This window comes from Microbacterium sp. NPDC058062 (genome assembly GCF_042885375.1).
In the GTDB taxonomy this organism is placed as follows: Bacteria; Actinomycetota; Actinomycetes; order Actinomycetales; family Microbacteriaceae; genus Microbacterium; species Microbacterium trichothecenolyticum_C.
This window is the reverse complement of record NZ_JBHVSC010000010.1, coordinates 1-22,958: the sequence shown is the minus strand read 5'-3', so window position 1 is coordinate 22,958 and position 22,958 is coordinate 1. Positions and strand designations below refer to the sequence as shown.

20 protein-coding genes are annotated in these 22,958 nt (G+C 71.2%); 13 read left to right on the top strand and 7 right to left on the bottom strand.

Features of this window, described 5'->3' with window-relative positions:
• Nucleotides 1-220 precede the first annotated feature (220 nt).
• The 5 genes from ACFVSU_RS21365 to ACFVSU_RS21345 all read left to right on the top strand — a co-directional run bounded on the left by ACFVSU_RS21365 (nt 221) and on the right by ACFVSU_RS21345 (nt 5,436).
• Nucleotides 221-1,768, top strand: a complete 1,548-nt coding sequence (locus ACFVSU_RS21365; protein WP_387147872.1) for an ABC transporter substrate-binding protein — start codon at nt 221-223, stop codon at nt 1,766-1,768.
• Nucleotides 1,769-1,869: 101 nt separating this feature from the next.
• Nucleotides 1,870-2,829, top strand: a complete 960-nt coding sequence (locus ACFVSU_RS21360; protein ID WP_387147869.1) for an ABC transporter permease — start codon at nt 1,870-1,872, stop codon at nt 2,827-2,829.
• Nucleotides 2,826-3,704 (top strand): ABC transporter permease, encoded by an 879-nt coding sequence (locus tag ACFVSU_RS21355; RefSeq protein ID WP_387147866.1) that lies wholly within the window; start codon nt 2,826-2,828, stop codon nt 3,702-3,704. The genes ACFVSU_RS21360 and ACFVSU_RS21355 overlap by 4 nt, the downstream gene beginning before the upstream one ends.
• Nucleotides 3,701-4,522 (top strand): ABC transporter ATP-binding protein, encoded by an 822-nt coding sequence (locus ACFVSU_RS21350; protein ID WP_387147862.1) that lies wholly within the window; start codon nt 3,701-3,703, stop codon nt 4,520-4,522. Before ACFVSU_RS21355 ends, ACFVSU_RS21350 begins: the two co-directional genes overlap by 4 nt.
• Nucleotides 4,519-5,436, top strand: a complete 918-nt coding sequence (locus ACFVSU_RS21345) for an ATP-binding cassette domain-containing protein (RefSeq protein ID WP_387147858.1) — start codon at nt 4,519-4,521, stop codon at nt 5,434-5,436. The genes ACFVSU_RS21350 and ACFVSU_RS21345 overlap by 4 nt, the downstream gene beginning before the upstream one ends.
• 56 nt (nt 5,437-5,492) lie before the next feature.
• Here the strand turns inward: ACFVSU_RS21345 and ACFVSU_RS21340 are convergent, their stop codons facing one another.
• On the bottom strand, nt 5,493-7,619 hold the full coding sequence (locus ACFVSU_RS21340) for a phospho-sugar mutase (protein WP_387147855.1): 2,127 nt from the start codon (nt 7,617-7,619) through the stop codon (nt 5,493-5,495).
• Nucleotides 7,616-8,449: a purine-nucleoside phosphorylase gene (locus ACFVSU_RS21335; protein ID WP_387147852.1), complete on the bottom strand. Its 834-nt coding sequence runs from the start codon at nt 8,447-8,449 to the stop codon at nt 7,616-7,618. The genes ACFVSU_RS21340 and ACFVSU_RS21335 overlap by 4 nt, the downstream gene beginning before the upstream one ends.
• Before the next feature lie 103 nt (nt 8,450-8,552).
• On the opposite strand from ACFVSU_RS21335, the gene ACFVSU_RS21330 reads away from it, so the two are divergent.
• Complete coding sequence (locus tag ACFVSU_RS21330; RefSeq protein WP_375871316.1) at nt 8,553-10,010, top strand: NAD(P)H-quinone dehydrogenase; 1,458 nt, start codon at nt 8,553-8,555, stop codon at nt 10,008-10,010.
• A gap of 231 nt (nt 10,011-10,241) precedes the next feature.
• Here the strand turns inward: ACFVSU_RS21330 and ACFVSU_RS21325 are convergent, their stop codons facing one another.
• The 3 genes from ACFVSU_RS21325 to ACFVSU_RS21315 form a co-directional block, all read right to left on the bottom strand.
• Entirely contained in the window at nt 10,242-10,541 is a 300-nt protein-coding gene (locus ACFVSU_RS21325; protein WP_387147849.1) for a hypothetical protein, read from the bottom strand.
• Between the two features lie 271 nt (nt 10,542-10,812).
• On the bottom strand, nt 10,813-12,579 hold the full coding sequence (locus ACFVSU_RS21320; RefSeq protein ID WP_387147846.1) for an acetyl/propionyl/methylcrotonyl-CoA carboxylase subunit alpha: 1,767 nt from the start codon (nt 12,577-12,579) through the stop codon (nt 10,813-10,815).
• A gap of 95 nt (nt 12,580-12,674) precedes the next feature.
• On the bottom strand, nt 12,675-13,382 hold the full coding sequence (locus ACFVSU_RS21315; RefSeq protein WP_387147843.1) for a Maf family protein: 708 nt from the start codon (nt 13,380-13,382) through the stop codon (nt 12,675-12,677).
• 37 nt (nt 13,383-13,419) lie between these two features.
• Here ACFVSU_RS21315 and ACFVSU_RS21310 point away from each other — a divergent pair, with 37 nt between their 5' ends.
• Genes ACFVSU_RS21310 through ACFVSU_RS21295 form a run of 4 tightly spaced genes read left to right on the top strand, consistent with a single transcriptional unit; the run spans nt 13,420 to nt 17,818 of the window.
• A complete protein-coding gene (locus tag ACFVSU_RS21310; RefSeq protein ID WP_387147840.1) occupies nt 13,420-14,763 on the top strand; it encodes a class I SAM-dependent RNA methyltransferase in 1,344 nt (447 codons plus the stop codon).
• Nucleotides 14,764-14,785: 22 nt separating this feature from the next.
• Nucleotides 14,786-15,463, top strand: a complete 678-nt coding sequence (locus tag ACFVSU_RS21305; protein WP_310289299.1) for a response regulator transcription factor — start codon at nt 14,786-14,788, stop codon at nt 15,461-15,463.
• Entirely contained in the window at nt 15,453-16,703 is a 1,251-nt protein-coding gene (locus tag ACFVSU_RS21300) for an ATP-binding protein (protein WP_310289300.1), read from the top strand. Before ACFVSU_RS21305 ends, ACFVSU_RS21300 begins: the two co-directional genes overlap by 11 nt.
• On the top strand, nt 16,700-17,818 hold the full coding sequence (locus tag ACFVSU_RS21295; RefSeq protein WP_387147837.1) for a hypothetical protein: 1,119 nt from the start codon (nt 16,700-16,702) through the stop codon (nt 17,816-17,818). The genes ACFVSU_RS21300 and ACFVSU_RS21295 overlap by 4 nt, the downstream gene beginning before the upstream one ends.
• Before the next feature lie 418 nt (nt 17,819-18,236).
• On the opposite strand, the gene ACFVSU_RS21290 is transcribed toward ACFVSU_RS21295, so the two are convergent.
• On the bottom strand, nt 18,237-18,488 hold the full coding sequence (locus ACFVSU_RS21290; protein ID WP_387147834.1) for an acyl-CoA carboxylase subunit epsilon: 252 nt from the start codon (nt 18,486-18,488) through the stop codon (nt 18,237-18,239).
• A complete protein-coding gene (locus ACFVSU_RS21285) occupies nt 18,485-20,092 on the bottom strand; it encodes an acyl-CoA carboxylase subunit beta (protein ID WP_310289305.1) in 1,608 nt (535 codons plus the stop codon). Before ACFVSU_RS21285 ends, ACFVSU_RS21290 begins: the two co-directional genes overlap by 4 nt.
• Nucleotides 20,093-20,211: 119 nt before the next feature.
• Between ACFVSU_RS21285 and ACFVSU_RS21280 the strand changes: the two genes are divergently transcribed.
• From ACFVSU_RS21280 to ACFVSU_RS21270, 3 genes are all read left to right on the top strand, one after another.
• Nucleotides 20,212-21,021 (top strand): biotin--[acetyl-CoA-carboxylase] ligase, encoded by an 810-nt coding sequence (locus ACFVSU_RS21280; RefSeq protein ID WP_387147831.1) that lies wholly within the window; start codon nt 20,212-20,214, stop codon nt 21,019-21,021.
• A gap of 70 nt (nt 21,022-21,091) precedes the next feature.
• Nucleotides 21,092-21,676, top strand: a complete 585-nt coding sequence (locus ACFVSU_RS21275) for a PH domain-containing protein (RefSeq protein WP_387147828.1) — start codon at nt 21,092-21,094, stop codon at nt 21,674-21,676.
• Nucleotides 21,677-21,740: 64 nt separating this feature from the next.
• Entirely contained in the window at nt 21,741-22,877 is a 1,137-nt protein-coding gene (locus tag ACFVSU_RS21270) for a 5-(carboxyamino)imidazole ribonucleotide synthase (protein ID WP_310289311.1), read from the top strand.
• The last annotated feature ends 81 nt before the right edge of the window (nt 22,878-22,958 follow it).

Genomic DNA, 22,958 nt, shown 5'->3' with positions numbered 1-22,958 from the left:
GAGCGTAGGCCGCGGGTGCGCGGAACCATGCCGGATGGGCATCGTGCGAAGCATCCCCATCGCGTTGACGTCCACATGCGCGCCCGCGCGTCGTCATACTTCGCAATTGTTCGCCCCGCCCGGCCCTCGCCTCCGGAGCCCCGCCTAGGCTCGAACGGTGCGTCCATTCCGGCGCATGCACAGCGAAGAGGACTCGAAACAGATGAAGACGAAGAGGCGAGTGATCGCCCCCATCGCACTGGCACTGGCGGCGACCATCGGTCTGGCCGCCTGCGCGCAGGGCGATGCCGCACCCGAGACGTCCGGTGCCGAGGCCACCGGCCAGCTCACCTACGCGATCGCGAGCGACCCGTCGTCGCTCAACCCGATCAACGTCAGCGACCGCTGGGGTCTGACCGTCACGAACATCGTCTACTCGCCGCTCGCGCGGGTCGAGGGCGACGGCACCGTCGTCAACGAGCTGGCCGAGTCCATCGAGCCCGCCGACGACGGCCTCTCGGTCACCGTCACGTTGAAGGACGGCCTGAAGTGGTCCGACGGCGAGCCCCTCACGGCCGATGACGTCGTCTTCACGTACACGAACAAGGCCGTCCGCGAGAACGGCAACGCCGACCTGCTGTACGTGGGCGACCAGCCCATCACCGCCGAGGCGACCGACGAGCGCACCGTGGTCTTCCACCTGCCGAGCGTCAGCGCCGCGGCCCTCAGCAACATCGCGACCGAGACGTACATCATCCCCGAGCACGTGTACGGCGACGTCACCGACTTCTCGGTGACCGAGCTCGACCCGCTCGCGGTCGGTTCCGGCCCCTACACGCTCACCGAGTACGAGCGCGGCCAGTACCTCACGTTCGAGGCGAACGAGAACTACTACGGCGAGGCGCCGAAGATCCCCGAGCTGACGCTGCGCATCGTGTCGGACCCGAACACGACCAAGACGGCGCTGCAGACCGGTGAGGTCGACGCGTCGTTCGCCACGCCCGACGCGATCGCCGAGCTCGAGGGCGCGGGACTCAACGTCTACCCGTACGCCGAGGGCCGCGTGGCCTACCTGGGCCTCAACGCCGCCAAGCTCACCGACCAGAAGGTCCGCCAGGCGATCTTCTTCGCCCTGAGCCGCGACGACATCAACACGGCCGCGTTCCTCAGCGACGACTACTACGAGAACGCCTACACGATCCTTCCGCCGAGCAACGCGTTCGCCACCGAGGACGTCGAGAAGTACGAACAGGACGCGGATGCCTCGGCAGCCCTCCTCGAGGAGGCCGGCGTCTCCGACCTCTCGTTCACGCTCGCGTACGCCGGGGCCGACCCCGCGCAGAAGACCGAAGCGACCCTCATCCAGCAGCAGCTGAAGGACGCCGGCATCACGGTGGAGCTCGCCGGCATCGAGCCCGCCGCGGTCTTCGAGGAGATCCAGAAGGGCGCCGACTCGCAGTACGACGCGTTCCTCGGCGGCTACATCATGGGCCAGGACCCGGACGCGTACAGCCTGCTGTACCGCACGGGCGCCTCGGCGAACTACTTCTCGTACTCGAACCCCGCCACGGACGCGCTGTTCGACCAGGGCGCCGTCGAGCTCGACCCCGAGGCCCGCACGGCGATCTACGCCGACCTGCAGGCGCAGATCGCCGAGGACGCGGTGGTCTTCCCGCTCGCCGACAACCTCAAGATCCTCGCCGTGAACCCGCGGATCGGCGGCGTCGAGGACGCCAAGCTGGTCCCGATCTACACGTTCGAGAACTTCGGGCTCCTCACCGAGCAGTGAGTCACCGACGTCACGGGTCCAGGCACCGGGGCCCGTGACGTCGTCCTGTGTCCGGGACGCTGCGCCGCAGCATCCCGGACACCGCCCGTGAAAGGAGAACGATGGCGGTCTACATCCTCCGCCGCCTGCTGCAGGTCGTGCCGATGCTGCTGCTCGTGACGTTCGTCGTCTTCGCGCTGCTGCACGCGGCGCCGTACGACGTCGTCGACACCATCACGACACCGCAGATGTCGGAAGAGACCAAGGCCGCCATGCGCGAGCGGTACGGCCTCGACCAGCCCATCGTGGTGCAGTACGGCCTGTGGCTCGCCAACGTCCTGCAGGGCGACTTCGGCTACTCGCTCGCGAGCCGCCACTCGATCGCCGAGGAGCTGGCCGCGCGCATCCCCAACACGATCATGCTCGTGGCTCCCGCGTACCTCGCGGCGCTGCTGCTCGCGGTGGTGCTCGGCCTCATCGCGGGCTCGCGCCGCGGCACCGTCGTCGACAAGGCCATCGACGGCCTCGCGGGCATCGGCATCGCGACGCCCTCGTTCTGGTTCGCGCTGCTCGTGATCTACGTCTTCGGGTACCAGCTGCGCTGGTTCCCGATCATCGGAATGCACTCCGTCGGCAAACAGGGCGACCCCGTCGACTTCCTGATGCACTTCGTCATGCCGTTCGTGGTGCTCGTGGTCGCGTTCTTCCCCGAACTCGCGCGGTACGTGCGGTCGGCGACGATCAGCCAGTTCTCGCAGGACTACGTGCTCGTGCAGCGCGGGTTCGGCGCCTCCCGGCGTCAGGTGCTCACGCGCCACGTCGGCCGCAACGTGATGCTCCCGATCATCACGCAGCTCGGTCTCGCCCTGCCGATCCTCGTCACCGGTGCCATCGTGACCGAGTCGATCTTCGGCTGGCCCGGGATCGGCCCGTACTTCCTCACGGCGACCCGCAGTCTCGACTACCCGGTCGTGCTCGCGGTGCTGCTGCTGTCGGCGGTGCTCGTGATCGTCGGCAACCTCATCGCCGACGTACTGTACGTCGTCGTCGACCCGCGCATCCGGATCGGAGCGGGCTCATGACCACGACCACCACCACTCCGAACGTCGCGGCGGTCGTCGACGCGACAACGCTCGTGCACCGCACGCGCTCGTTCCGCTCGGTCTCGGCCCTGCTCGCGATCGCGTTCCTGGTCGTCGTGGGGCTGGTCGCGCTCCTCGCACCGCTGCTGCCCCTCGACCCGTCCACCACCGACCTCGCTATCCGCTGGCAGCCGCCGAGCGCTGCGCACTGGTTCGGCACCGACGAGCTCGGCCGCGACTACTTCTCGCGGGTCGTCTACGGCGCCCGCATCTCGCTGACCGTGGGCATCCTCGCGATGGCCGCCGCGACCGCCATCGGCGTCATGGTCGGGCTCATCGCCGGGTATGCCGGCGGACGCGTCGACGACGCGCTCATGCGGTTCGTCGACTTCCTCTCGTCCATCCCGTGGATGGTGCTCGTGATCGTCGCGAGCGTCTTCCTGAAGCCGGGCCTCTGGACGATCATCTTCGTGATCGGCGTGTTCTCGTGGATGGCGACCGCCCGCCTCGTGCGCGCCGAGACGCTCACGCTGCGTGAGCGGGCGTTCGTCCGCTACGCGCGGTACATCGGCGTGCGGCGCGAGCTCGTGATGTGGCGACACGTCGTGCCCGACGCGGCGCCGACGATCATCGTCGCCGCGACGGCGAGCATCTCCACCGCGATCCTCACCGAGTCGGCGCTCAGCTTCCTCGGGCTCGGGATCCAGCCGCCGATGGCGTCATGGGGGAGTCTGCTCGAGAGCGCACAGGGGAGCCTCCAGACCGCGCCGTACCTCGCGCTCATCCCCGGTGTGCTGATCCTGCTCACCGTGCTGTCGTTCAACGTGCTGGGCGACGCGCTGCGTCAGTCGGTCAGCGAAGGAGGATCGTCATGACGTCGACGAGCGATGTGCTGCTCAGCGTCGACGGGCTCGACGTCGACCTGCCCGGACGCACCGGCGGTCATGTGACCGTGCTCGACGACGTGTCGTTCGATGTCCCGCGCGGGCGCGTGGTGGGCATCGTCGGCGAGTCGGGCTCGGGCAAGACGATGCTGCTGCGGGCACTCATGGGGATCCTCCCCGACGGTGCGAACCGCGAGTGGCGCCGCGTGCTCCTCGACGGGGAGGACGTCACGTCCTCGCGCCGGCGGCTGCCCGCGGCCATGGTCTTCCAGGATCCGATGACCTCGTTCAACCCGCTCGTGCGGATCGGCGCGCACCTCACCGAGGTGGCGCAGCGGTTCCAGAAGGTGGGCAGGCGCCAGGCGACCGCGCTCGCGCGCGAAGCGCTCGCCGCCGTGCGCATCCCCGAGCCCGATCGCGTGCTGTCGCGGTACCCGCACGAGCTCTCGGGCGGCATGCGCCAGCGTGCGATGATCGCGATGGCGCTGCTCGCGCAGCCCGAGCTGCTCCTCGCCGACGAGCCGACGACGGCGCTCGACGCCACGATCCAGGCCCAGATCCTGGCCCTCCTGCGCACCCTCCAGGCCGAGCGCTCGCTCACCGTGCTCATCGTCACGCACGACCTGGGCGTAGTCGCCGCCGTCTGCGACGACGTGCTCGTGATGAAGGACGGCCGCATCGTCGAATCGGGCAGCGTGGATCGCGTCTTCCGCGAGCCGCAGCATCCGTACACGAAGGAGCTGTTGGATGCTGCGCCCGACGCCCCCGCAGAACTCGGGGCGCATGCCGACCAAGGAGGCGACGCGTGAGCGCTGAAACCCCGACCCGCACCGCGGACCTCGTCGAGGTGCAGGGACTGGTCAAGACGTTCCCGCAGCGCAACGCCTGGGGACGCACCGTCGGCACGACGCGCGCCGTCGACGGGATCGACCTGACCATCCGCCGCGGTGAGACGCTGGCGCTCGTGGGGGAGTCCGGCAGCGGCAAGTCCACGCTCGGGCGCTGCATCCTGCAGATGGACGAGCCCACGAGCGGCACGGTCACATACGAGGGCGTCGACCTCACGGGGCTTCCCCGCGCGAAGCGCGCGCCGTACCACCGCTCGATGCAGGTGATCTTCCAGGACCCGTTCTCGTCGCTCAACCCGCACCGGACGGCACTCCAGAACGTGATGGAGCCGCTGACGGTGCTCGCCCCCGACTCCGATCCGCGCTCGCGCGCCATCGAGGCCCTCGCCGCCGTGGGGATCGACGGGGATGCCGTGAACCGTCGCCCGCGCGCGTTCTCGGGCGGTCAGCGCCAGCGCATCGTGATCGCCCGCGCGATCGCCGTGCGGCCCGGCTTCGTGGTCTGCGACGAGCCGCTGTCGGCGCTCGACATGTCGATCCAGGCGCAGGTGACCGACCTCCTGCTGCGGCTGCAGCGCGAGCTGGCGCTCACCTACCTGTTCATCTCGCACGACCTGTCGGTCGTGCGGGAGATCGCCACGCGCACCGCCGTCATGAACCGTGGGCGCATCGTCGAACTCGGCCCCACCGCCGAGGTCTTCGCGTCACCGCAGCACCCGTACACGCGGCACCTGCTCGACGCGGCGCTGTCGACCGACCCCGCGCAGGCGCGCCGCCGCCTCGAGCGCATCTCCACGCGCCCCGAGCCGGTCGGCCTCGAGCCCGACGGCACCGCACTGGCCGAGGTGACGCCCGGCCACTTCGTGCTCCGCTGAACGACGAAGGGGACGGATGCTGCGAGCCCGCGGCATCCGTCCCCTTCACCGTCGCGTCAGCCGCCGTACTCGGCGAGCAGAGCGCGGGCGCCGTCGGCGAGGGCTGCGATGCGCGCTGCGGCGTCCTCGCGGGACTCGCCGCGCACGTCGAGGTACAGCTTGAGCTTGGGCTCGGTGCCGCTCGGGCGCACGATGACGCGCGAGCCGTCGGCGAGCCACAGACGCAGCACGTCGCCCGGGGGCAGGTCGTCGACGCCGTCGAGCAGGTCGTCGATGCGGTCGACCGCGACGTCGCCGACGGATGACGGGTGCCGCTCCCGCAGCGCCGCCATGATCCGGGCGATCTGCGACACGTCCTCGACGCGGATCGAGACCTGGTCGCTCGCGAACGCCCCGAACTGCTCGTCGAACTCGGTCAGCAGATCCGCCAGCGTCGCGCCGCGTCCGCGGGCCTCCGACACCATGCCCAGCATCGCGACGGCGGCCGAGATGCCGTCCTTGTCGCGGACGGTCCCGGGGTTCACGAGGTAGCCGAGCGCCTCCTCGAAGCCGAAGACGATGCCGGGCGCGCGCGAGATCCATTTGAAGCCGGTGAGCGTCGCGTGGAAGTCGAGCCCGTAATGCTGGGCGACCGCCTCCAGGCCGGGGGACGACACCAGCGAGCATGCGAGCGAGGCGCCCTCGGCGGCTCCGTCGGCAGTCGCGAGCCGGCCGGCGCGCCAGCCGAGCAAGAGGCCGATCTCGTTGCCCGTGAGGCGGCGCCAGCCGCCCTCGGCGGACTCGTCAGGCAGGGCGACGGCCAGGCGGTCGGCGTCGGGGTCGTTCGCGATGACGAGTTCGGCGCCCGCCTCGCGCGCGGCCTCGAACGCGAGGTCCATCGCGCCGGGCTCCTCGGGATTCGGGAACGCGACGGTCGGGAAGGCGCCGTCGGGCTCGAGCTGGGCCGAGACCGGCACCGGGGCAGGGTAGCCCGCGGTCTCGAGGATGCGCGACAGCGTCTCCCAGCCGACCCCGTGCATCGCCGTGTACACCCATGTGAGGCCTTCGGCCCCCGCGGGGGCGGGTGCGACCGCGGCCGTCGCGGCGACGTACTCGTCGACGACGATCTCGGTGGCCAGCTCGAAACCGAGCGACCGCGGGACCGTACTGATGTCGCCGGCCTCCGCCACGCGCGCGATGTGCGCGGCGATATCGGCGTCGGCGGGCGACACGATCTGCGAGCCGTCGTCGTCACCGCCCAGGTACACCTTGTAGCCGTTGTCGTCGGGCGGGTTGTGGCTCGCCGTGACCATGACGCCGGCCGCCGCACCGAAGTGGCGCACGGCAAACGCGAGCACCGGCGTCGGCAGCAGCCGCGGCATGAGGATCGCGCGGAGCCCCGCTCCGGCGAAGATCTCGGCAGAGTCGCGGGCGAACACATCGGAGTTGCGGCGGCCGTCGTAGCCGATGACGACGATCGGGGCGTCGTCGAGGATTCCCGGCACCTCGGGCCCTTCCGCCTCGAGCGCGTCGGCCGAGGGGGTCTCGGTGAGCTGGGGCGCGGACGGCTCCGCGAGTTCCTCCGGAGCGGATGCCTCGGCACCGCCGTGGTCCGTGACATCGGCGCTCCCGTCGCCCGCGTCGGGGGACTCGACGTCGCCGCGATCCGTGGCGTCGGCGTCCGCGTCGGCGCTGCCGGTGTCCGCGGACGCCTCAGCGTCGTCGGCTCCCGCCTCAGGTGCGTCTTCCTCGGGGGCGGGCTCGTCATCGGGCTGCGCCGGTGCGACCGCGATCCCGTCGTCCGCCGTGCTGTCGTGGGCCGCGGCTGCGCCATCCGCGTCGCTCTCGTGCGAGCCGGCGTCGACGCCGACCGGCGGGAGCCCGGCCTGCTCGCGCACGTACGCCGCGAGCCCTGCGGCGGCCTGCGCGACGAGAACGCGGTTCATGCGGTTGCTCCCGGCGCCGAGGGCGCCGCGCAGCCCGGCGGTCCCGAAGGCGAGGCGCGCCGAGAAGCGGTCCTCGAGATCCTCGATCGCGGCCGGGTTGCCCGACTCTGCGGCCTCGATCAGCGCGCGCAGCTCGGCGCGGGTCTCGCCGTCAGGGTCCTGTGCAACCCACGCGTGTGCCCGCGCGAGGACGTCGGTGGCAGCATCCGTCTGCGTCGGCACCTCGTCGGGAACCGGCTCCTGCACCCCGCCGTTCACAGTGCCCCGATCACGCGCGCCAGCAGCGAAGAGATGACGGGCTCGGCGTTGCGGCCGGCCTCGAGCACCTCGTCGTGGCTGAGCGGGTGCTTCTGGATGCCCGCGGCCATGTTCGTGATGAGCGAGAAGCCGAGGATCTCCATGCCCGCCTGGCGCGCGGCGATCGCCTCGAGCGCGGTCGACATCCCTACGATGTGCCCGCCGAACGACTTGACCATCTGCACTTCGGCCGGCGTCTCGTACTGGGGTCCGCGGAACTGCGTGTAGACGCCCTCGTCGAGGCTCGCGTCGATCGAGCGGGCGAGGTCGCGCAGTCGCAGCGAGTACAGGTCGGTGAGATCGATGAAGGTCGCGCCCTCGAGCGGGGTGTCGCCGGTCAGGTTGATGTGGTCGCTGATCAGCACGGGGCGCCCCGGGTGCCAGGTGTGCTTGATGCCGCCCGCGCCGTTCGTGAGCACCATCGTCTGCACGCCGGCCGCGGCGGCGGTGCGCACACTGTGCACCACGCGACGGACGCCGTACCCCTCGTAGTAGTGGGTGCGGGCGCCGATCACGAGCACGCGGCGGCCCTTCGGCGTGACGACGCTGCGGAGGGTCCCGACGTGGCCCGTGAGAGCCGGGGCGCTGAAGCCGGTCACCTGAGTGGCGGGGAAGGTCGAGGTGGTCTCACCGAGGAGCTCCGCGGCCTTTCCCCAGCCGCTGCCGAGCGTGAGCGCGATGTCGTGACGCTCGACGCCGGTGATGCGGGCGATGTCCTCCGCGGCGGCGGCGGCCACCGCGAACGGGTCGGCCGTGGGGTCGTCGAGAGGATTGCCGGTGGTGTCTGACATGGGACCACTTTAGGAACGGACGGCGACGAGGGCCAGCGAAGCCGCATCCGGGGCTCACCCGGGAGTGTCGCGGTGTCGTGTGCGAGGCGCTCGGCAGGGGAGAATGGAATTCATGTCGATCAGCTTCGAGACCACCCAGACCGTCGCCATCCTCGGCGGCGGACCCGGAGGCTACGAAGCGGCGCTGGCCGCCGCCCAGCTCGGAGCCGAGGTGACGGTGGTCGAGCGCGCCGGCATCGGCGGCTCGGCGGTCATCACCGACGTCGTCCCGTCGAAGTCGCTCATCGCGACCGCCGACGCGGCCGTCGCGATCGCGGGCGCGGGCGACCTCGGCGTGCAGCTGTTCGCCAAGGGCAAGGACGGCAAGCCGCTCAAGCCCGAGATCGCCATCAACCTCACGGCCGTCAACAAGCGCCTCCTGACGCTCGCCCGCCAGCAGTCCGACGACATGCGCGCGTCGCTCGCCGAGGCGGGCGTCCGCATCATCTCCGGCCACGGCCGCCTCGAGGGCGACAACGCCGTCGTGGTCTCGACCGGCCCCGGCGGCACCGACTTCGACCGCATCGAGGCCGACACCCTCGTCGTCTCGGTGGGCGCGTCACCCCGGGAGCTCGCGAGCGCGAAGCCCGACGGTGAGCGCATCCTCACGTGGACGCAGCTCTACAACATGACCGCGCTCCCCGAGCACCTCATCGTGGTCGGCTCCGGCGTCACGGGCGCCGAGTTCGCGGGCGCGTACATGAACCTCGGCGCGAAGGTGACCCTGGTGTCGAGCCGCGACCAGGTGCTCCCCGGCGAGGACAAGGACGCGGCTGCCGTGCTCGAACGCGTCTTCAAGCGCGGCGGCATGAAGCTGCTGTCGAAGTCGCGGGCCGACAAGGTCGAGAACACCGGCGACGGCGTCGTCGTGACCCTGTCCGACGGCCGTACCGTCGAAGGCAGCCACTGCCTCATGGCGGTCGGCTCGATCCCGAACACGAAGGGCATCGGCCTCGAAGAGGCCGGCGTCCAGATGACCGAGTCCGGCCACATCCAGGTCAACCGCGTCGCGCGCACCTCGGTGCCGAACATCTACGCCGCCGGCGACTGCACCACGTTCGTGCCGCTCGCCTCCGTCGCCTCGATGCAGGGCCGCACCGCCGTCTTCCACGCGCTCGGCGACGTCGTGATCCCGCTCGAGCGACGCCGCATCACCTCGAACATCTTCACCGCGCCCGAGATCGCCACCGTCGGCTGGCAGGAGAACGACATCGAGGACGGCCACATCAACGGCGTCGTCCACAAGCTGCCCCTGGCGGCCAACCCGCGCGCCAAGATGATGGGCATCAAGGACGGCTTCGTCAAGATCATCGCCCGCGAGGGCAGCGGCACCGTCATCGGCGGCGTCATCGTCGGCCCCCGCGCCTCCGAGCTCATCTACCCGATCGCGATCGCCGTCGAGCGCCGCCTGACGGTCGACCAGGTCTCCCGCGTCTTCGCGGTCTACCCGTCGCTGTCGGGCAGCATCACGGATGCCTCGCGCGCGATGCACGTCGTCGACCACAACGTCTACGGGGGCTGACCCCCACACTCCCCAGGTCTTTCGCCGCGCCGCCGGCATGGTGCGCGCAGCGCGCCGGCCGCGGAGGTCTCGCTGAGGTCGCAGCATCCATCCCTCCCTGCTCCGACAGGTCAACCACGGTTCCACAGGATCGCGGATGCTGGTCGGCTCATGTGGAAGCCCGGTTGACCTGTCGAACAAGGGCGAGGGATGACGGATGCTGCGCCCGCCGCCCGCCGGGAGAGTCCGGCGTCAGCCGAGACCGGTGTTGCCGCGCCAGAGGTCGGCGGCGCGGTTCGCGGCGGCGTCGACCAGGGCGCGCAGCTCCGGACGATCGGGCATCGCGAACGAGACGTAGGCCCCGCGCCCGCCGGCGACCGGGCGGCCGTAGGCCTTCACCGCCACGGAGTGATCGGGGAGCAGGCGCACCGTGAGCGACTGCAGCTCGAACTCCTCGTCGCGGCGCACGTCCGTCCAGCGCAGCTCGGGCGGGATCACGACGTTGATCGCGAGCGCCGACACCTCGGGCGCATCGCCGGTTGAAGCGTCCACCCGTTCATCCTGCCCTGGTCCCGCGGAGTTCGGCACCCCACTCCGGTGGCGCAACACGCGGGATCGCGGAAGGCACCCCGCGCGTCGTGACACCCGAAGCCCTCGAGGTCCGGCCTGCCCCTAACATCGGGTGGCGCGACACGCGGGATCGCGGAAGGCACCCCGCGCGTCGTGACACCTGGGTCATGGTGCTCGTGAGAAGACGGATGCCTCGGCCCGAGGCATCCATCCGGCTATCCTGCCGCGCGTGCGGCTCCGCGTCGAGGACGCGTCAGGAGATGGTGAGGAGCTGGTGGCCCGCCGACACGGTCGTGCCGGGGTCGGCGTTGATGGCGCCGATGACGCCGTCCTTGTGAGCCTGGATGGGCTGCTCCATCTTCATCGCCTCGAGGACGATGACGAGGTCGCCCTTGACGACCTGCTGCCCCTCCTCGACGGCGACCTTCACGACCGTGGCCTGCATCGGCGACTTCACCGCGTCGCCCGAGGCGCCCGCGACGACCGAGGGGGCGTGCGAGCGACGCGACGGCGGCACAGCCGCGGGGCGTCCGGCGACGCCGACGGGCGCGACGACGCGGTCGGGCAGGCTCACCTCGAGACGCCGGCCGGCGACCTCGACGACGACCGTGTGCCGCGCCTCGGCGGGAGTGGGCTCGCTGAGCTCGCCGTCCCACGGAGCGATGTCGTTGACGAACTCGGTCTCGATCCACCGGGTGAAGACGCCGAAGCGGCCGTCCTCCGCGGTGAACGCGGGATCCCGCACGACGGCGCGGTGGAAGGGCAGGACGGTCGGCAGGCCCGAGACCTCGAACTCGTCGAGCGCGCGGCGCGAGCGCTCGAGCGCCTCGGCGCGGTCGCGGCCGGTGACGATGATCTTCGCGAGCAGCGAGTCGAACGCACCTGACACGCTGTCGCCGGCGGTGACGCCGGAGTCGAGACGGATTCCGGGGCCGCCGAACGTCTTGAACACGTGGATCGGCCCGGGCTGGGGGAGGAAGCCGCGGCCGGGGTCCTCGCCGTTGATGCGGAACTCGATCGAGTGGCCCTCGGGCTTGGGGTCGTCGTACCCGAGCTCCTCGCCCTCGGCGAGGCGGAACTGCTCGCGCACGAGATCGATGCCGGTGACCTCTTCCGAGACCGGGTGCTCGACCTGCAGACGCGTGTTGACCTCGAGGAACGAGATCGTGCCGTCGGCGCCGATCAGGAACTCGCAGGTGCCCGCGCCGACGTAGCCGACCTCCTTGAGGATGGCCTTCGACGCCTCGTACAGGGTCTTGTTCTGCTCGTCGCTGAGGAACGGCGCGGGGGCCTCCTCGACGAGCTTCTGGTGCCGGCGCTGCAGCGAGCAGTCGCGCGTCGAGATGACGACGACGTTGCCGGCGGCATCCGCGAGGCACTGCGTCTCGACGTGACGCGGCTTGTCGAGGTACTTCTCGACGAAGCATTCGCCGCGACCGAAGGCGGTGATCGCCTCGCGGGTCGCCGACTCGAACAGCTCGGGCACCTCATCGATCGTGCGGGCGACCTTCAGGCCGCGTCCGCCGCCGCCGTACGCGGCCTTGATCGCGATGGGCAGGCCCACCTCCTCGGCGAACGCGACGACCTCGTCGGCGCCGGCCACGGGGCCGGGGGTGCCGGGGGCGAGCGGCGCGCCGACCTTCTCGGCGACCGCGCGGGCGGTCACTTTGTCGCCGAGGGCCTCGATCGCCTCGGGCGACGGGCCGATCCAGACGAGGCCCGCCGCGATGACGGCGCGGGCGAAGTCGGCGTTCTCGGCCAGGAAGCCGTAGCCGGGGTGCACCGCGTCGGCGCCGGAGCGCCGCGCGACGGAGAGGATCTTCTCGATCGACAGGTACGTCTCGGCGCTGGTCGCCCCCTCGAGCGCGTAAGCCTCGTCCGCGAGGCGCGCGTGCATGGCGTCGCGGTCCTGATCGGCGTAGACGGCGACCGACGCCTTCCCGGCGTCGCGGGCGGCGCGGATGACGCGGACGGCGATCTCGCCGCGGTTGGCAACGAGAACCTTGGCGATCTGAGGCATGAGTGCCAGCCTACCGACGGCATCCCGAGGGCTTTTGAGCGGTTCGTACAAGAACCGATGAGAAACGTGGGGTTCCTACTACAAAGCGAACGCCCTCACTGCGCCCCGTCTTCCATGAACGACTTCTCACCGATCTCGGACCGTTCGAGCGACGGATCCGAGCTGTTCCACAGCGAGGTCCACTCCACCCCCACCTCGCGGACGAGCTGCCGCAACGTCGACACCGACATGCCGACGACCGTGGACGGATCGCCCTCGACGCGCTCGATGAACGCGCCGCCGAGGCTGTCGACCGTGAACGCGCCCGCCACGTGCAGGGGCTCGCCGGTGGCGACGTACGCGTCGATCTCGGCATCCGTCACGTCCGCCACGAAGGAGACGGATGCTGCGGCCGTCGCGTGCACCTCGCGCGGGGGTTCGCCCGGTTCGATGCGCACCACGGCCTGGCCCGAATGCAGCACTCCGGTGCGCCCGCGCATCGTGCGCCAGCGGGCGGCCGCGTTCTCGGGCGTGTACGGCTTGCCGAGCACCTCGCCGTCGAGCTCGAACATCGAGTCGCCGCCGATCACGATGCCGTCGAAGTCGGGGATGTCGTCGCGCAGCCGCGCCGCGACGTCCGCCGCCTTGCGCCGCGCGAGCAGCAGGACGTGCTCGTCGGGCGCGAGCGTGCGGGCCTCGGCCGCCTCGACCGCCGCGATGACCGCCTCTTCGTCCACGTCGGGGGCGACGGTGAGCGGACGGATGCCGAACTGCCCGAGCAGCATGAGCCGGGCGGGCGAGGTCGAGGCGAGGCAGACGCGCATCCCCTCACAGTACGGGGCGGGGACGTAGGCTCGTCGGGTGAGTGAAACCGGCGACCTCCTCGATCTCGACATCACGGGCGTCGCCCACGGCGGCGTCTTCGTCGCCCGGCACGAAGGCCGCGTCGTATTCGTGCCCGACACGATCCCGGGGGAGCGCGTGCGCGTGCGCCTCACCGACACCGGCAAGAAGTCGTTCTGGCGCGGCGAGACGCTCGAGGTGCTCGACGCGTCGCCGCACCGGCAGCTGCACGTGTGGCGGCAGGCCGATGTCGACATCCCGCCGGAGCAGCGGCCCGGCGGCGCCGACTTCGGCCACATCGCGCTCGAGCACCAGCGCGCGCTCAAGCTCGAGGTGCTGCGCGACGCGCTGCAGCGGTTCGGCGGCATCGACGACCCGGTCGCCACGATGAGCGGTGTCGCGGCTGTGCCCGCCCCGGATGGCGCCGAGGCCGACGGCGAGTCCGTCGACGGCACCGGGTGGCGCACCCGGGTGAGCCTGCACGTCGACGCGGACGGCAACGTCGGCCAGTACGCCGCGCGCAGCCACCGGGTGGTCCCACTCGAGGACCTGCCCCTCGCCACGCCTGCCGTCGAGCGCGCCGCGCTCGCCCTCGCCGGCAGCGAGCCCGGGCGCATCGACCTCGTCCAGCCCGCGGACGGTCGTGTCCGTGTACTCCCGCGGCCGGAGAAGAAGCCGGATGCTGCGGGTCGGCGCGGACGCGGCGCTCGCGCGGCGACCAGGCACCGCAAGGCGCCCGCTCCCGAGATCGTCCTCGAGAGCGTCGGCGGCCGCGATTTCCGCGTCGATGCCGGCGGCTTCTGGCAGGTCCACCGTCTGGCGGCGCACACCCTCACCACCACCGTCGCCGCGGCGCTCGGCGCGCTCCCCGGCGATGCCGTCGCCGTCGACCCCGACGCCTGGCACCTGGACCTCTACGGCGGCGTCGGCCTCTTCGCCGCGACGCTCGGCGACCTGGGCGGATCCTCGACCCGCGTGACGAGCGTCGAGTCCGACGCGCGCGCGACCGAGCACGCGGGGGAGAACCTCGCCGAGTGGGTCGGGGCCCGCGCCGAGACCGGGCGCGTCGACCGGTGGCTCGCGCGGCTCGCGGCCGAGGCATCCGTCCCCGAACGCGAGCGGCTGTCGCGCGGGGTGGTCCTGCTCGACCCGCCTCGCTCGGGAGCGGGCCGGGAGGTCGTCGACCATCTCACGTCCCTCGCCCCCTCGACCGTCGTCTACGTCGCGTGCGACCCGGTCGCCCTCGCACGCGACATCGCGACGTTCCGTGCCGGCGGATACGAGGTCGCAAGTGTCGATGGCCTGGACCTTTTTCCGAATTCGCATCACGTCGAAGCCGTGGCGGTTCTCACGCGCGGGTGACACTCGTCGCTAGGCTGGCGGAATGACGCGGGTGGCCTTCATCGATGATCACGAGTCGGTCCGGCTCGGCCTCGAGGCTGCATGCGCGCGCGCCGAGATGATGAGCGTCGCCTTCTCGGGCAGCACCGTCACGGAGTACGTCGACTGGCGTGCGTACGAGCGTCAGGCCCCCGCCGACGTCGTCGTGCTCGACCTGACGCTCGGCGACGGCACCACGGTGACCGAGAACGTGCGCCGCCTCGTGCTCGACGGTTCGAGCGTCATCATCCACAGCGTCGCCGACCGGCCGGCGGCCGTTCGGGAGGCGCTCTCGGCCGGTGCCGCCGGCGTCGTCAGCAAGTCCTCGCCGATCGGCGACGTCATCGCGGCGGTCCGCACGGTCGCACGCGGCGAGCCGCTCAACAACGTCGAGTGGGCCAGCGCCGTCGAGGGCGACCGCGCCTTCGCCGACGCGCAGCTGTCGGCGCGCGAGCGCGACGTGCTGCGTCTCTACGCCGCCGGACTGCCGCTCAAGGTCGTGGCCGATCGCCTCGGGGTCGCGTACTCGACGGCGAAGGAGAACATCACACGCATCCGCGTCAAGTACGTCGAGGTCGGCAGGCCCGCGCCCACGAAGATCGATCTGCTGCACCGCGCCGTCGAGGACGGGATCCTCGTCGAGCCCTCGGCGGACCCGGGAGACGCCACGCGTGGCCGTTGACGCGCAGACCGGCGTGCTCGACACCGCGTGGGGGCAGATCCCGCACTCGCCGCAGACGACGGCAGGGATCGGGTCGTTCACACGGTCCCGCGTCGAGCGCATCATCTCGCTCGTCGCCGGCGGGTTCGGCTCGCTGATCCTCGGACTCCAGTCGTTCCTGAGCGCCCTGGGGCCCGCCCCGGAACGCCCGGGGTGGCACGTGCCGCTCATGGTCGTCGTGTTCGGCGCGCTCGGCGTGATGGTGCTCGCGTGCGTGGTGGGCCGCGGTGTGCGTCCGGCCGCGGGCGTCTTCGCGATCGTCTACGTCCTCGTCCTCCTCGCGTGGCCGATCGCCACGGCCGGCGTCGAAGCTCCGACCACCGACGAGCCGTGGATCTGGTACCTGCTCAACCTCGCGACGCTGGCGGCCGTGCTCGCCTTCCCCTTCCCGCTGCAGATCGCGTTCACGATCGCCCTGCCCCTGCTGTTCGGTGTCGTCCGGATGATCCAGGTCGGCCTCGAGCCGCTGTACTGGCCCGTCGTGATCCTCGACGTGAGCTTCGCGCTCATCCTCGGCGGCATCATCCTGACGCTGGGGTGGCTGTTCCGATCGGTGGCCGTGAACGTCGACAAGACCCGGGCGCAGGCCGTCTCGTCGTACGCGAAGGCGGCCGCCGCCGACGCCGCCGAGCAGGAACGCGTCGCGGTGGCGGCGCTCATGCATGACAGCGTGCTGGCTGCTCTGATCGCCGCGGAGCGGGCGACGACGCCCCGGGAGCGCACGCTGGCGGCGACCATGGCGCGAGAGGCCCTCACCCGGCTGGCCAACACCGAACAGGACGAGCACGAAGGGCCCGACGAGCCGTGGGCGCCGGCCGTGCTGTCCGAGGAGATCGCCCAGGCCGCCGACGAGCTGGGCGTCAGCGTCGATGTGCAGCGGGAGATCGACCCGGACGCCCCGTCCATCCCCGGACGCGTCGCCCGCGCGATCGCGCTCGCCGCGACGCAGGCGATCGCCAACGCGGTCCAGCACGCCGGCGGCGCCGGGCTGGGCGTCGTGCTGCATGCGGCGTATGGAACGGTGCGCGTCGAGGTCCACGATGCGGGCGAGGGATTCGACCTGGACGCCGTCCCCGATGACCGCCTGGGCATCCGCGCGTCGATCATCGCGCGGGTAGCCGCGGTGGGCGGGCGCGCCGAACTGGAGTCAGGACCCCACGGCACCGTCGTGCGGCTCATCTGGCGGGAGCCGTCGGCATGATCAGCGTCAAGAACGTCCTCACCGTGCTCGGCGTGGCCTTCACCGCCTACTTCGCCGCGCGCGGGCTGCTGTGGACCGGGCGGCCGATCCCGCAGCCGCTCATCATCGTGATCTCCGTCGGGATCTACCTCGCGGTGACCTGGCTCTGCATCTTCTGGCAGCCGTCATCGCGGCGCTCGAGTCCGGCCCCTCGCGCGGACGGCTCGACCGACGACGAGTCGCTCGAGAGTCTTGAGGCGCAGGCAGCGCCGCACCCCGCAGGCGAAGGCATCCGCGGCCCGCTGCCGTTGCCGGTGACAGCCCAGGTCCTCGCGCTCGCCTGCGCGGTGATCGTGCCGAACGCCATCCCGATCGCGGTCGGCGAGACGGCTCGCACCGTCTCCTTCGCGACGTGGTACCTCGGAGGCATCGGCGCTCTCATGACGATCGTCATGGTGCGCCGTCGTCCCTGGACGGCGTGGGCGGGCATCGTCCTCCTCACGATCGCGTCGTTCCTCTGGATGGGCCCGCTCAACGCGCTCGCGCTCGGGCTCGTCGGCTCGATCGTCTGGGTGACGTGCGCACAGCTGCTGGTGTTCTCGATGGACCGCGCCGCGCGCGACACCTCGCGGCTCACACGGCTGCAGCGCGCCGCGACGGGATGGCAGACGTCGCAAGTGGTCCGCCAGCGCGAGCGGCGCGTGCAGGTGCAGCGGGCGCTCGCGGTCGCCGGCCCCGTGCTCACGCGCACGGTCGCCCATGCGGGCGTGCTCAGCGAGGCCGACCGGCTCGAGGCGCGCATCGCCGAGGGCCGGCTGCGCGACGAGATGCGCGGACCGCGCCTGCTCGACGACGAGGTGCGCGCGGAGCTCGAGAGGGCACGCCGGCGCGGCGCCAACGTCACCGTGCTCGACGAGGGTGGACTCGACGACGTCGACGATGAGACCCTCGGCATCATCCGCGCGCAGCTGGCCGAGGCCCTGCGCTCGGCGAGCTCGGACCGCCTCTACATCCGCACGTCGCCCGACGAGCGCGTCGCGGTCACGGTCGTCGGCCGCTCGCCCTCGATGGGTGGGCCCAGCGACGAGGACTCCGTCGACCTGTGGCGCGAGATCCCGCACCCGGGCAGGGCCTGACCCTCACTTCTCGACACAGGGTCCCCACGGCCCTTCGCGCGGCGCCGACACCCCAGGCGGAGCATCCGGCCGCGTGGGGCCCAGCGTGCCCGCGGACGCCCTGAACGGCGCCCCTTCCGGAGGCAGACTCGCTCCCCGCCGGAAAGGGGGAGGGGATTCCTGGCGGAGAGCGGGAAATGAAGGAGGCGAGGGGCGGCGAAGCCGCCCGCCCCTCGCCTGCGCGGAAGGTTACCCGAAAACCATCCGCATGGCCGGATCCGGGGCATCCGCTAAGCGGTGCCGGATCGACCGAACGCAGAAGCGTTCCAGCGAGACAAGTATCTCGGGGTTGCAAGTGGTGTGTCTGTAGGTATTTCGGGGGACAAAGCCGTCGCGCCGTGGACCGGGTCCATAAACCCTTCGCGGACGGCGTCCACGGTCAGGCGCTCCCGAATCGGCCCCAGCCGAGGTCGCGATCAAGCGGCTGCCGCAGCGTGCGCTGCGAGAGCTGCCAGCCGGTGCGGCGCTGGCGGTCGTCGGCGACGGCCTCGGCGGCTTCACCGGTGTACGCCTCGCTCACGACGGCGATGAGCGCAGCGAGTTCCACCTCGGTGGGCGCGCCACGGAGGACCTCGATGGTCGGGCCCTGGGGCGCAGCATCCGCCTCCATGCCCTCGTCTGCGGGGCTCACAGCGGGATGTTCCCGTGCTTCTTGGGCGGCAGGCTCGCGCGCTTGCCGCGGAGGGCGCGGAGGGCCTTGGCGATCGAGACGCGGGTCGCGGCCGGCTCGATGATGCCGTCGAGCTCGCCGCGCTCGGCGGCGAGGAACGGCGAGGCCACGTTGTAGGTGTACTCGTTCGCGAGGCGCGTGCGGACGGCGGCGACGTCTTCGCCGTTCTCCTCCGCCTTCTTGATCTCGCCGCGGTACAGGATGTTGACGGCACCCTGGCCGCCCATGACGGCGATCTCGGCCGTCGGCCACGCGAGATTCACGTCGGCGCCGAGCTGCTTCGAGCCCATCACGATGTAGGCACCGCCGTAGGCCTTGCGGAGGATCACGGTGACCAGCGGCACGGTCGCCTCGGCATAGGCGTAGAGGAGCTTGGCGCCGCGGCGGATGACGCCCGTCCACTCCTGGTCGGTGCCGGGCAGATAGCCCGGCACGTCGACGAGGGTCACGATCGGGATCGAGAAGGCGTCGCAGAAGCGCACGAAGCGGCTCGCCTTCTCGCCCGCCTCGATGTTGAGGGTGCCGGCCATCTGCGAGGGCTGGTTGGCGATGATGCCGACCGAGCGGCCCTCGACGCGACCGAAGCCGATGACGATGTTCGGCGCGAACAGGGGCTGCACCTCGAGGAAGTCCTCGGCGTCGACGATGCCGCGGATCACCTGGTGGATGTCGTACGGCTGGTTCGGCGAGTCGGGGATGACGGCGTTCAGTGCGCGGTCGGCATCCGTCGTCTCGAATTCGAAGCCCGTCTCGTAGACCGGCAGCTCCGCCATGTTGTTGTCGGGGAGGAATCCGAGCATCGACCGCACGTAGTCGATCGCGTCGTCCTCGTCTTCGGCGAGGTAGTGCGCGACACCCGAGCGGGTGTTGTGCGTGTGTGCGCCGCCGAGCTCCTCCATGCCGACGTCCTCGCCGGTCACGGTCTTGATGACGTCGGGGCCGGTGACGAACATCTGGCTGGTCTTGTCGACCATCACGACGAAGTCGGTGAGGGCGGGGGAGTAGACCGCGCCGCCCGCAGCCGGGCCCATGATGATCGAGATCTGCGGGATGACGCCGGATGCGCGGGTGTTGAGGCGGAAGATCTCGCCGTACTTGCCGAGGGCGACGACGCCCTCCTGGATGCGCGCGCCGCCGGAGTCGAGGATGCCCACGATGGGGATGCCGCTGCGGAGGGCGAACTCCATGACCTTGATGATCTTCTCGCCGGCGACCTCGCCCAGCGATCCGCCGAAGGTCGAGAAGTCCTGCGAGTACACCGCGACGGTGCGGCCGTGGATCGTGCCGACGCCGGTGACGACCGAGTCGCCGTAGGGGCGCGAGCGGTCCATGCCGAAGGCGGTGGTGCGGTGGCGCACGTACTCGTCGAGCTCGACGAAGCTGCCGGTGTCCAGCAGCATCTCGATGCGCTCGCGCGCGGTGCCCTTGCCCTTCGCGTGCTGCTTCTCCTTCGCGACCTCCTCGGGATCGAGGACGGCCTCCTGGAAGCGTGCGCGGAGGTCGGCGATCTTGCCGGCGGTCGTCGACAGGTCGGGCTGCTCTGGCGCTTGAGTCACGGATTCCACCCTATCGGCGGGCCCCGTCGATCTGTTGGAGGGTTCGCACAAGGGGGAGTGGCATCCGCTGTTCGTCCCCGGAAGGAACTCGCGGGCGCGAGCGCGGCGAGGGGCGTAGCGTGAGCGGCATGACGTTCTCGTCCGAGGGGTTCCCGCTCACCGCCGCCGTGAGTCCGCGCGTCCAGGTCGTCGAGACCACGGACTCGACCAATGCCGACGTCACCCGGCACGTCATCGACGCGCCGCATGAATGGCCCCACCTGTCGCTGCTGCTCACGAACGATCAGCGCGCCGGTCGCGGGCGCCTCGACCGCACGTGGGTCACGCCGCCCGGATCGGCGCTGGCGGTGTCGGTGGCCGTCGACGCCTCGGCGCTTCCGGTCGCGGCCCGTGGGTGGATCCCGCTCATCGCGGGCGCGGCGATGACCCGCGCGATCGCCGCGCAGCTGGTCGGCACGGTGCACAGCGCCACGCTCAAGTGGCCGAACGATGTCCTCCTCGACGGGTCGAAGATCTGCGGCATCCTCGCGGAGGTGGTGCCGGGGCATCCCGATGTCGTCGTGATCGGCTCCGGCGTCAACACGCGCATGGCTGCGGTCGACCTCCCCGTCGCGACGGCGACCTCGTTCGCCGCCGCAGGACTCGAGTGCGACGACGATCGCCTCCTCGCCGATTACCTCGGCGCTCTCGACGAGCAGCTGAAGGCGCTCGGCGCGGCGGGTGGAGACGCCGCCGCATCGGGCGTGCGGGGGGAGGTCGAGTCGCTCTGCAGCACGCTCGGAAGCGATGTCGCGGTGTCGCTGCCCGACGGCGAGACGCTGTGGGGCCGTGCGCAGCGGATCGATCCCGACGGGCGCCTGGTGGTGGTGCAGGATGCCGAGTTCGAGAGCATCGTCTCCGCCGGCGACGTCGTGCACGTGCGGAGCCGCCTCGCATAACCCTGAGCCGGCATGACGCAAAACGGCGGGTGCGCACCGGACTGTCAGCCCCGCACCGCACAATGGGGACATGACGCAGCCGACGAGCTACGGCGGCAGGCCGCTGACGCCCGCCCCCGGTGCGCCCACACCGGAGCTGCTCGTCGCGCGCTTCCGTGCGCACGCCCGGCGGCTCGCCTGGTCGGCGCTGGTGCTGATCGTCGTCGCCGGCGCCGTCGGCTACTTCTATGGGAATCTGCCGGCGCCTTTCGAGAACTGGATGCTGCTGGCCGGCGCCGCGCTCGTCGTGCTGCTGCTCGTCGTGCTGCCGTATCTCACCTGGGCGGGACACGTGTACACGATCACGACGCGGCGCGTGATGGAGCGCCGCGGGGTCTTCTCGGTCAAGCGCCGTGAACTGGCGCACGTGCGCGGTTACACCCTCAAGGTGCACCGCGGCCTGCTGCAGCGCATGTGGGGCGCAGGAACGATCACGCTGACCAACGGTGTCGACGAGCCCTTGCGGCTCGCGAACATCCCGAGCGCCGAGCTCGTGCACGAGGCGCTCGTCGACCAGGTCGAGGTGAACCAGATCCTCGCGCACCGCGACGCCCAGCCTCTTCCCCCCGGGCCGCAGCCCGCCGTTCCCCCGAGGCCTCCGCTGCCGCAGGTCTGACCTCGGCGCGTTCCTCGTCCCGCGGGTGCGGGATGATGGAGGGAGGCTTACGAGAGGGGATTGCATGGCGCTCAGAGTCGGAGTCGTCGGGGGTGGGCAGCTGGCCCGCATGATGATCGCACCGGCGGTCGAGCTCGGAGTCGAGATCCGGGTGCTCGCCGAGGACGAGGGGATGTCGGCGTCGCTCGCCGCGACCGCCGTCGGCGACTACCGCGATGCCGCCACCGTGCTCGCCTTCGCGCGCGACGTCGACGTCGTCACCTTCGACCACGAGCACGTGCCGCAGGACGTGCTGGCGACCCTCGTCGGCGAGGGCATCTCCGTGCACCCCGGCCCCGACGCGCTGAAGTTCGCGCAGGACAAGCTCGTCATGCGCGCACGCCTGCAGGAGCTCGGGATGCCGCAGCCCGACTGGGCGGCCGTCACGAACGCCGACGAACTGCAGGCCTTCATCGACGATCACGGCGGCCGCGCCGTCGTGAAGACGCCCCGCGGCGGCTACGACGGCAAGGGCGTGCGGGTGGTGTCGGCAGGCACCGAGGCCGACGACTGGTTCGCCACTCTCGCCGAAGACGCGCACGGCGGTGCCCTCCTCGTCGAGGAACTCGTCGACTTCACGCGCGAACTCGCGCAGCAGGTCGCACGCCGGCCCTCAGGCGCGGTCCGCGCCTACCCTGTCGTCGAGACCGTGCAGCGCGACGGCGTCTGCGCCGAGGTGATCGCACCGGCCCCGCACTCCAGCGACCGCCTGCAGCAGGTGGCCGCAGGCATCGGCGTCTCGATCGCCGAGGGCCTGGGCGTGACCGGGATGCTGGCGGTGGAGCTCTTCGAGACCACCGACGAGCGGCTCCTCGTCAACGAGCTGGCGATGCGCCCGCACAACAGCGGCCACTGGAGCCAGGACGGCGCCGTGACGAGCCAGTTCGAGCAGCACCTCCGCGCCGTCCTCGACCTGCCGCTCGGCGACACCGATCCGGTCGCGGGATGGGCCGTGATGGTCAACATCCTCGGTGGTCCGGTCGAGGAGTCCCTCGACGCGCGGTTCGCCGCGGCGATGGACGAGCACCCCCAGGCGAAGGTCCACACCTACGGCAAGGCACCGCGCCCCGGCCGCAAGGTCGGGCACGTCAACGTCGTGGGCGATGAACTCGATGACGTGGCGTACCAGGCCCGGGCCGCAGCATCCTTCTTCCTGGACTGATATGTAGGGGTTTCTGTCAAGTGGGCAGGGTGTAGCGCCGCCGGGCTGGCTGCTCGGCGGCGCTTCTTCGTCCTCGCGGGT

What these genes read in the sequence shown, in the direction of transcription:
- ACFVSU_RS21360 (WP_387147869.1), top strand. Translation starts at nt 1,870, where the DNA reads ATGGCGGTCTACATCCTCCGCCGCCTGCTGCAGGTCGTGCCGATGCTG.
- ACFVSU_RS21355 (WP_387147866.1), top strand. Translation starts at nt 2,826, where the DNA reads ATGACCACGACCACCACCACTCCGAACGTCGCGGCGGTCGTCGACGCG.
- ACFVSU_RS21350 (WP_387147862.1), top strand. Translation starts at nt 3,701, where the DNA reads ATGACGTCGACGAGCGATGTGCTGCTCAGCGTCGACGGGCTCGACGTC.
- ACFVSU_RS21335 (WP_387147852.1), bottom strand. Translation starts at nt 8,449, where the DNA reads ATGTCAGACACCACCGGCAATCCTCTCGACGACCCCACGGCCGACCCG.
- ACFVSU_RS21330 (WP_375871316.1), top strand. Translation starts at nt 8,553, where the DNA reads ATGGAATTCATGTCGATCAGCTTCGAGACCACCCAGACCGTCGCCATC.
- ACFVSU_RS21320 (WP_387147846.1), bottom strand. Translation starts at nt 12,579, where the DNA reads ATGCCTCAGATCGCCAAGGTTCTCGTTGCCAACCGCGGCGAGATCGCC.
- ACFVSU_RS21315 (WP_387147843.1), bottom strand. Translation starts at nt 13,382, where the DNA reads ATGCGCGTCTGCCTCGCCTCGACCTCGCCCGCCCGGCTCATGCTGCTC.
- ACFVSU_RS21305 (WP_310289299.1), top strand. Translation starts at nt 14,786, where the DNA reads ATGACGCGGGTGGCCTTCATCGATGATCACGAGTCGGTCCGGCTCGGC.
- ACFVSU_RS21295 (WP_387147837.1), top strand. Translation starts at nt 16,700, where the DNA reads ATGATCAGCGTCAAGAACGTCCTCACCGTGCTCGGCGTGGCCTTCACC.
- ACFVSU_RS21280 (WP_387147831.1), top strand. Translation starts at nt 20,212, where the DNA reads ATGACGTTCTCGTCCGAGGGGTTCCCGCTCACCGCCGCCGTGAGTCCG.
- ACFVSU_RS21275 (WP_387147828.1), top strand. Translation starts at nt 21,092, where the DNA reads ATGACGCAGCCGACGAGCTACGGCGGCAGGCCGCTGACGCCCGCCCCC.
- ACFVSU_RS21270 (WP_310289311.1), top strand. Translation starts at nt 21,741, where the DNA reads ATGGCGCTCAGAGTCGGAGTCGTCGGGGGTGGGCAGCTGGCCCGCATG.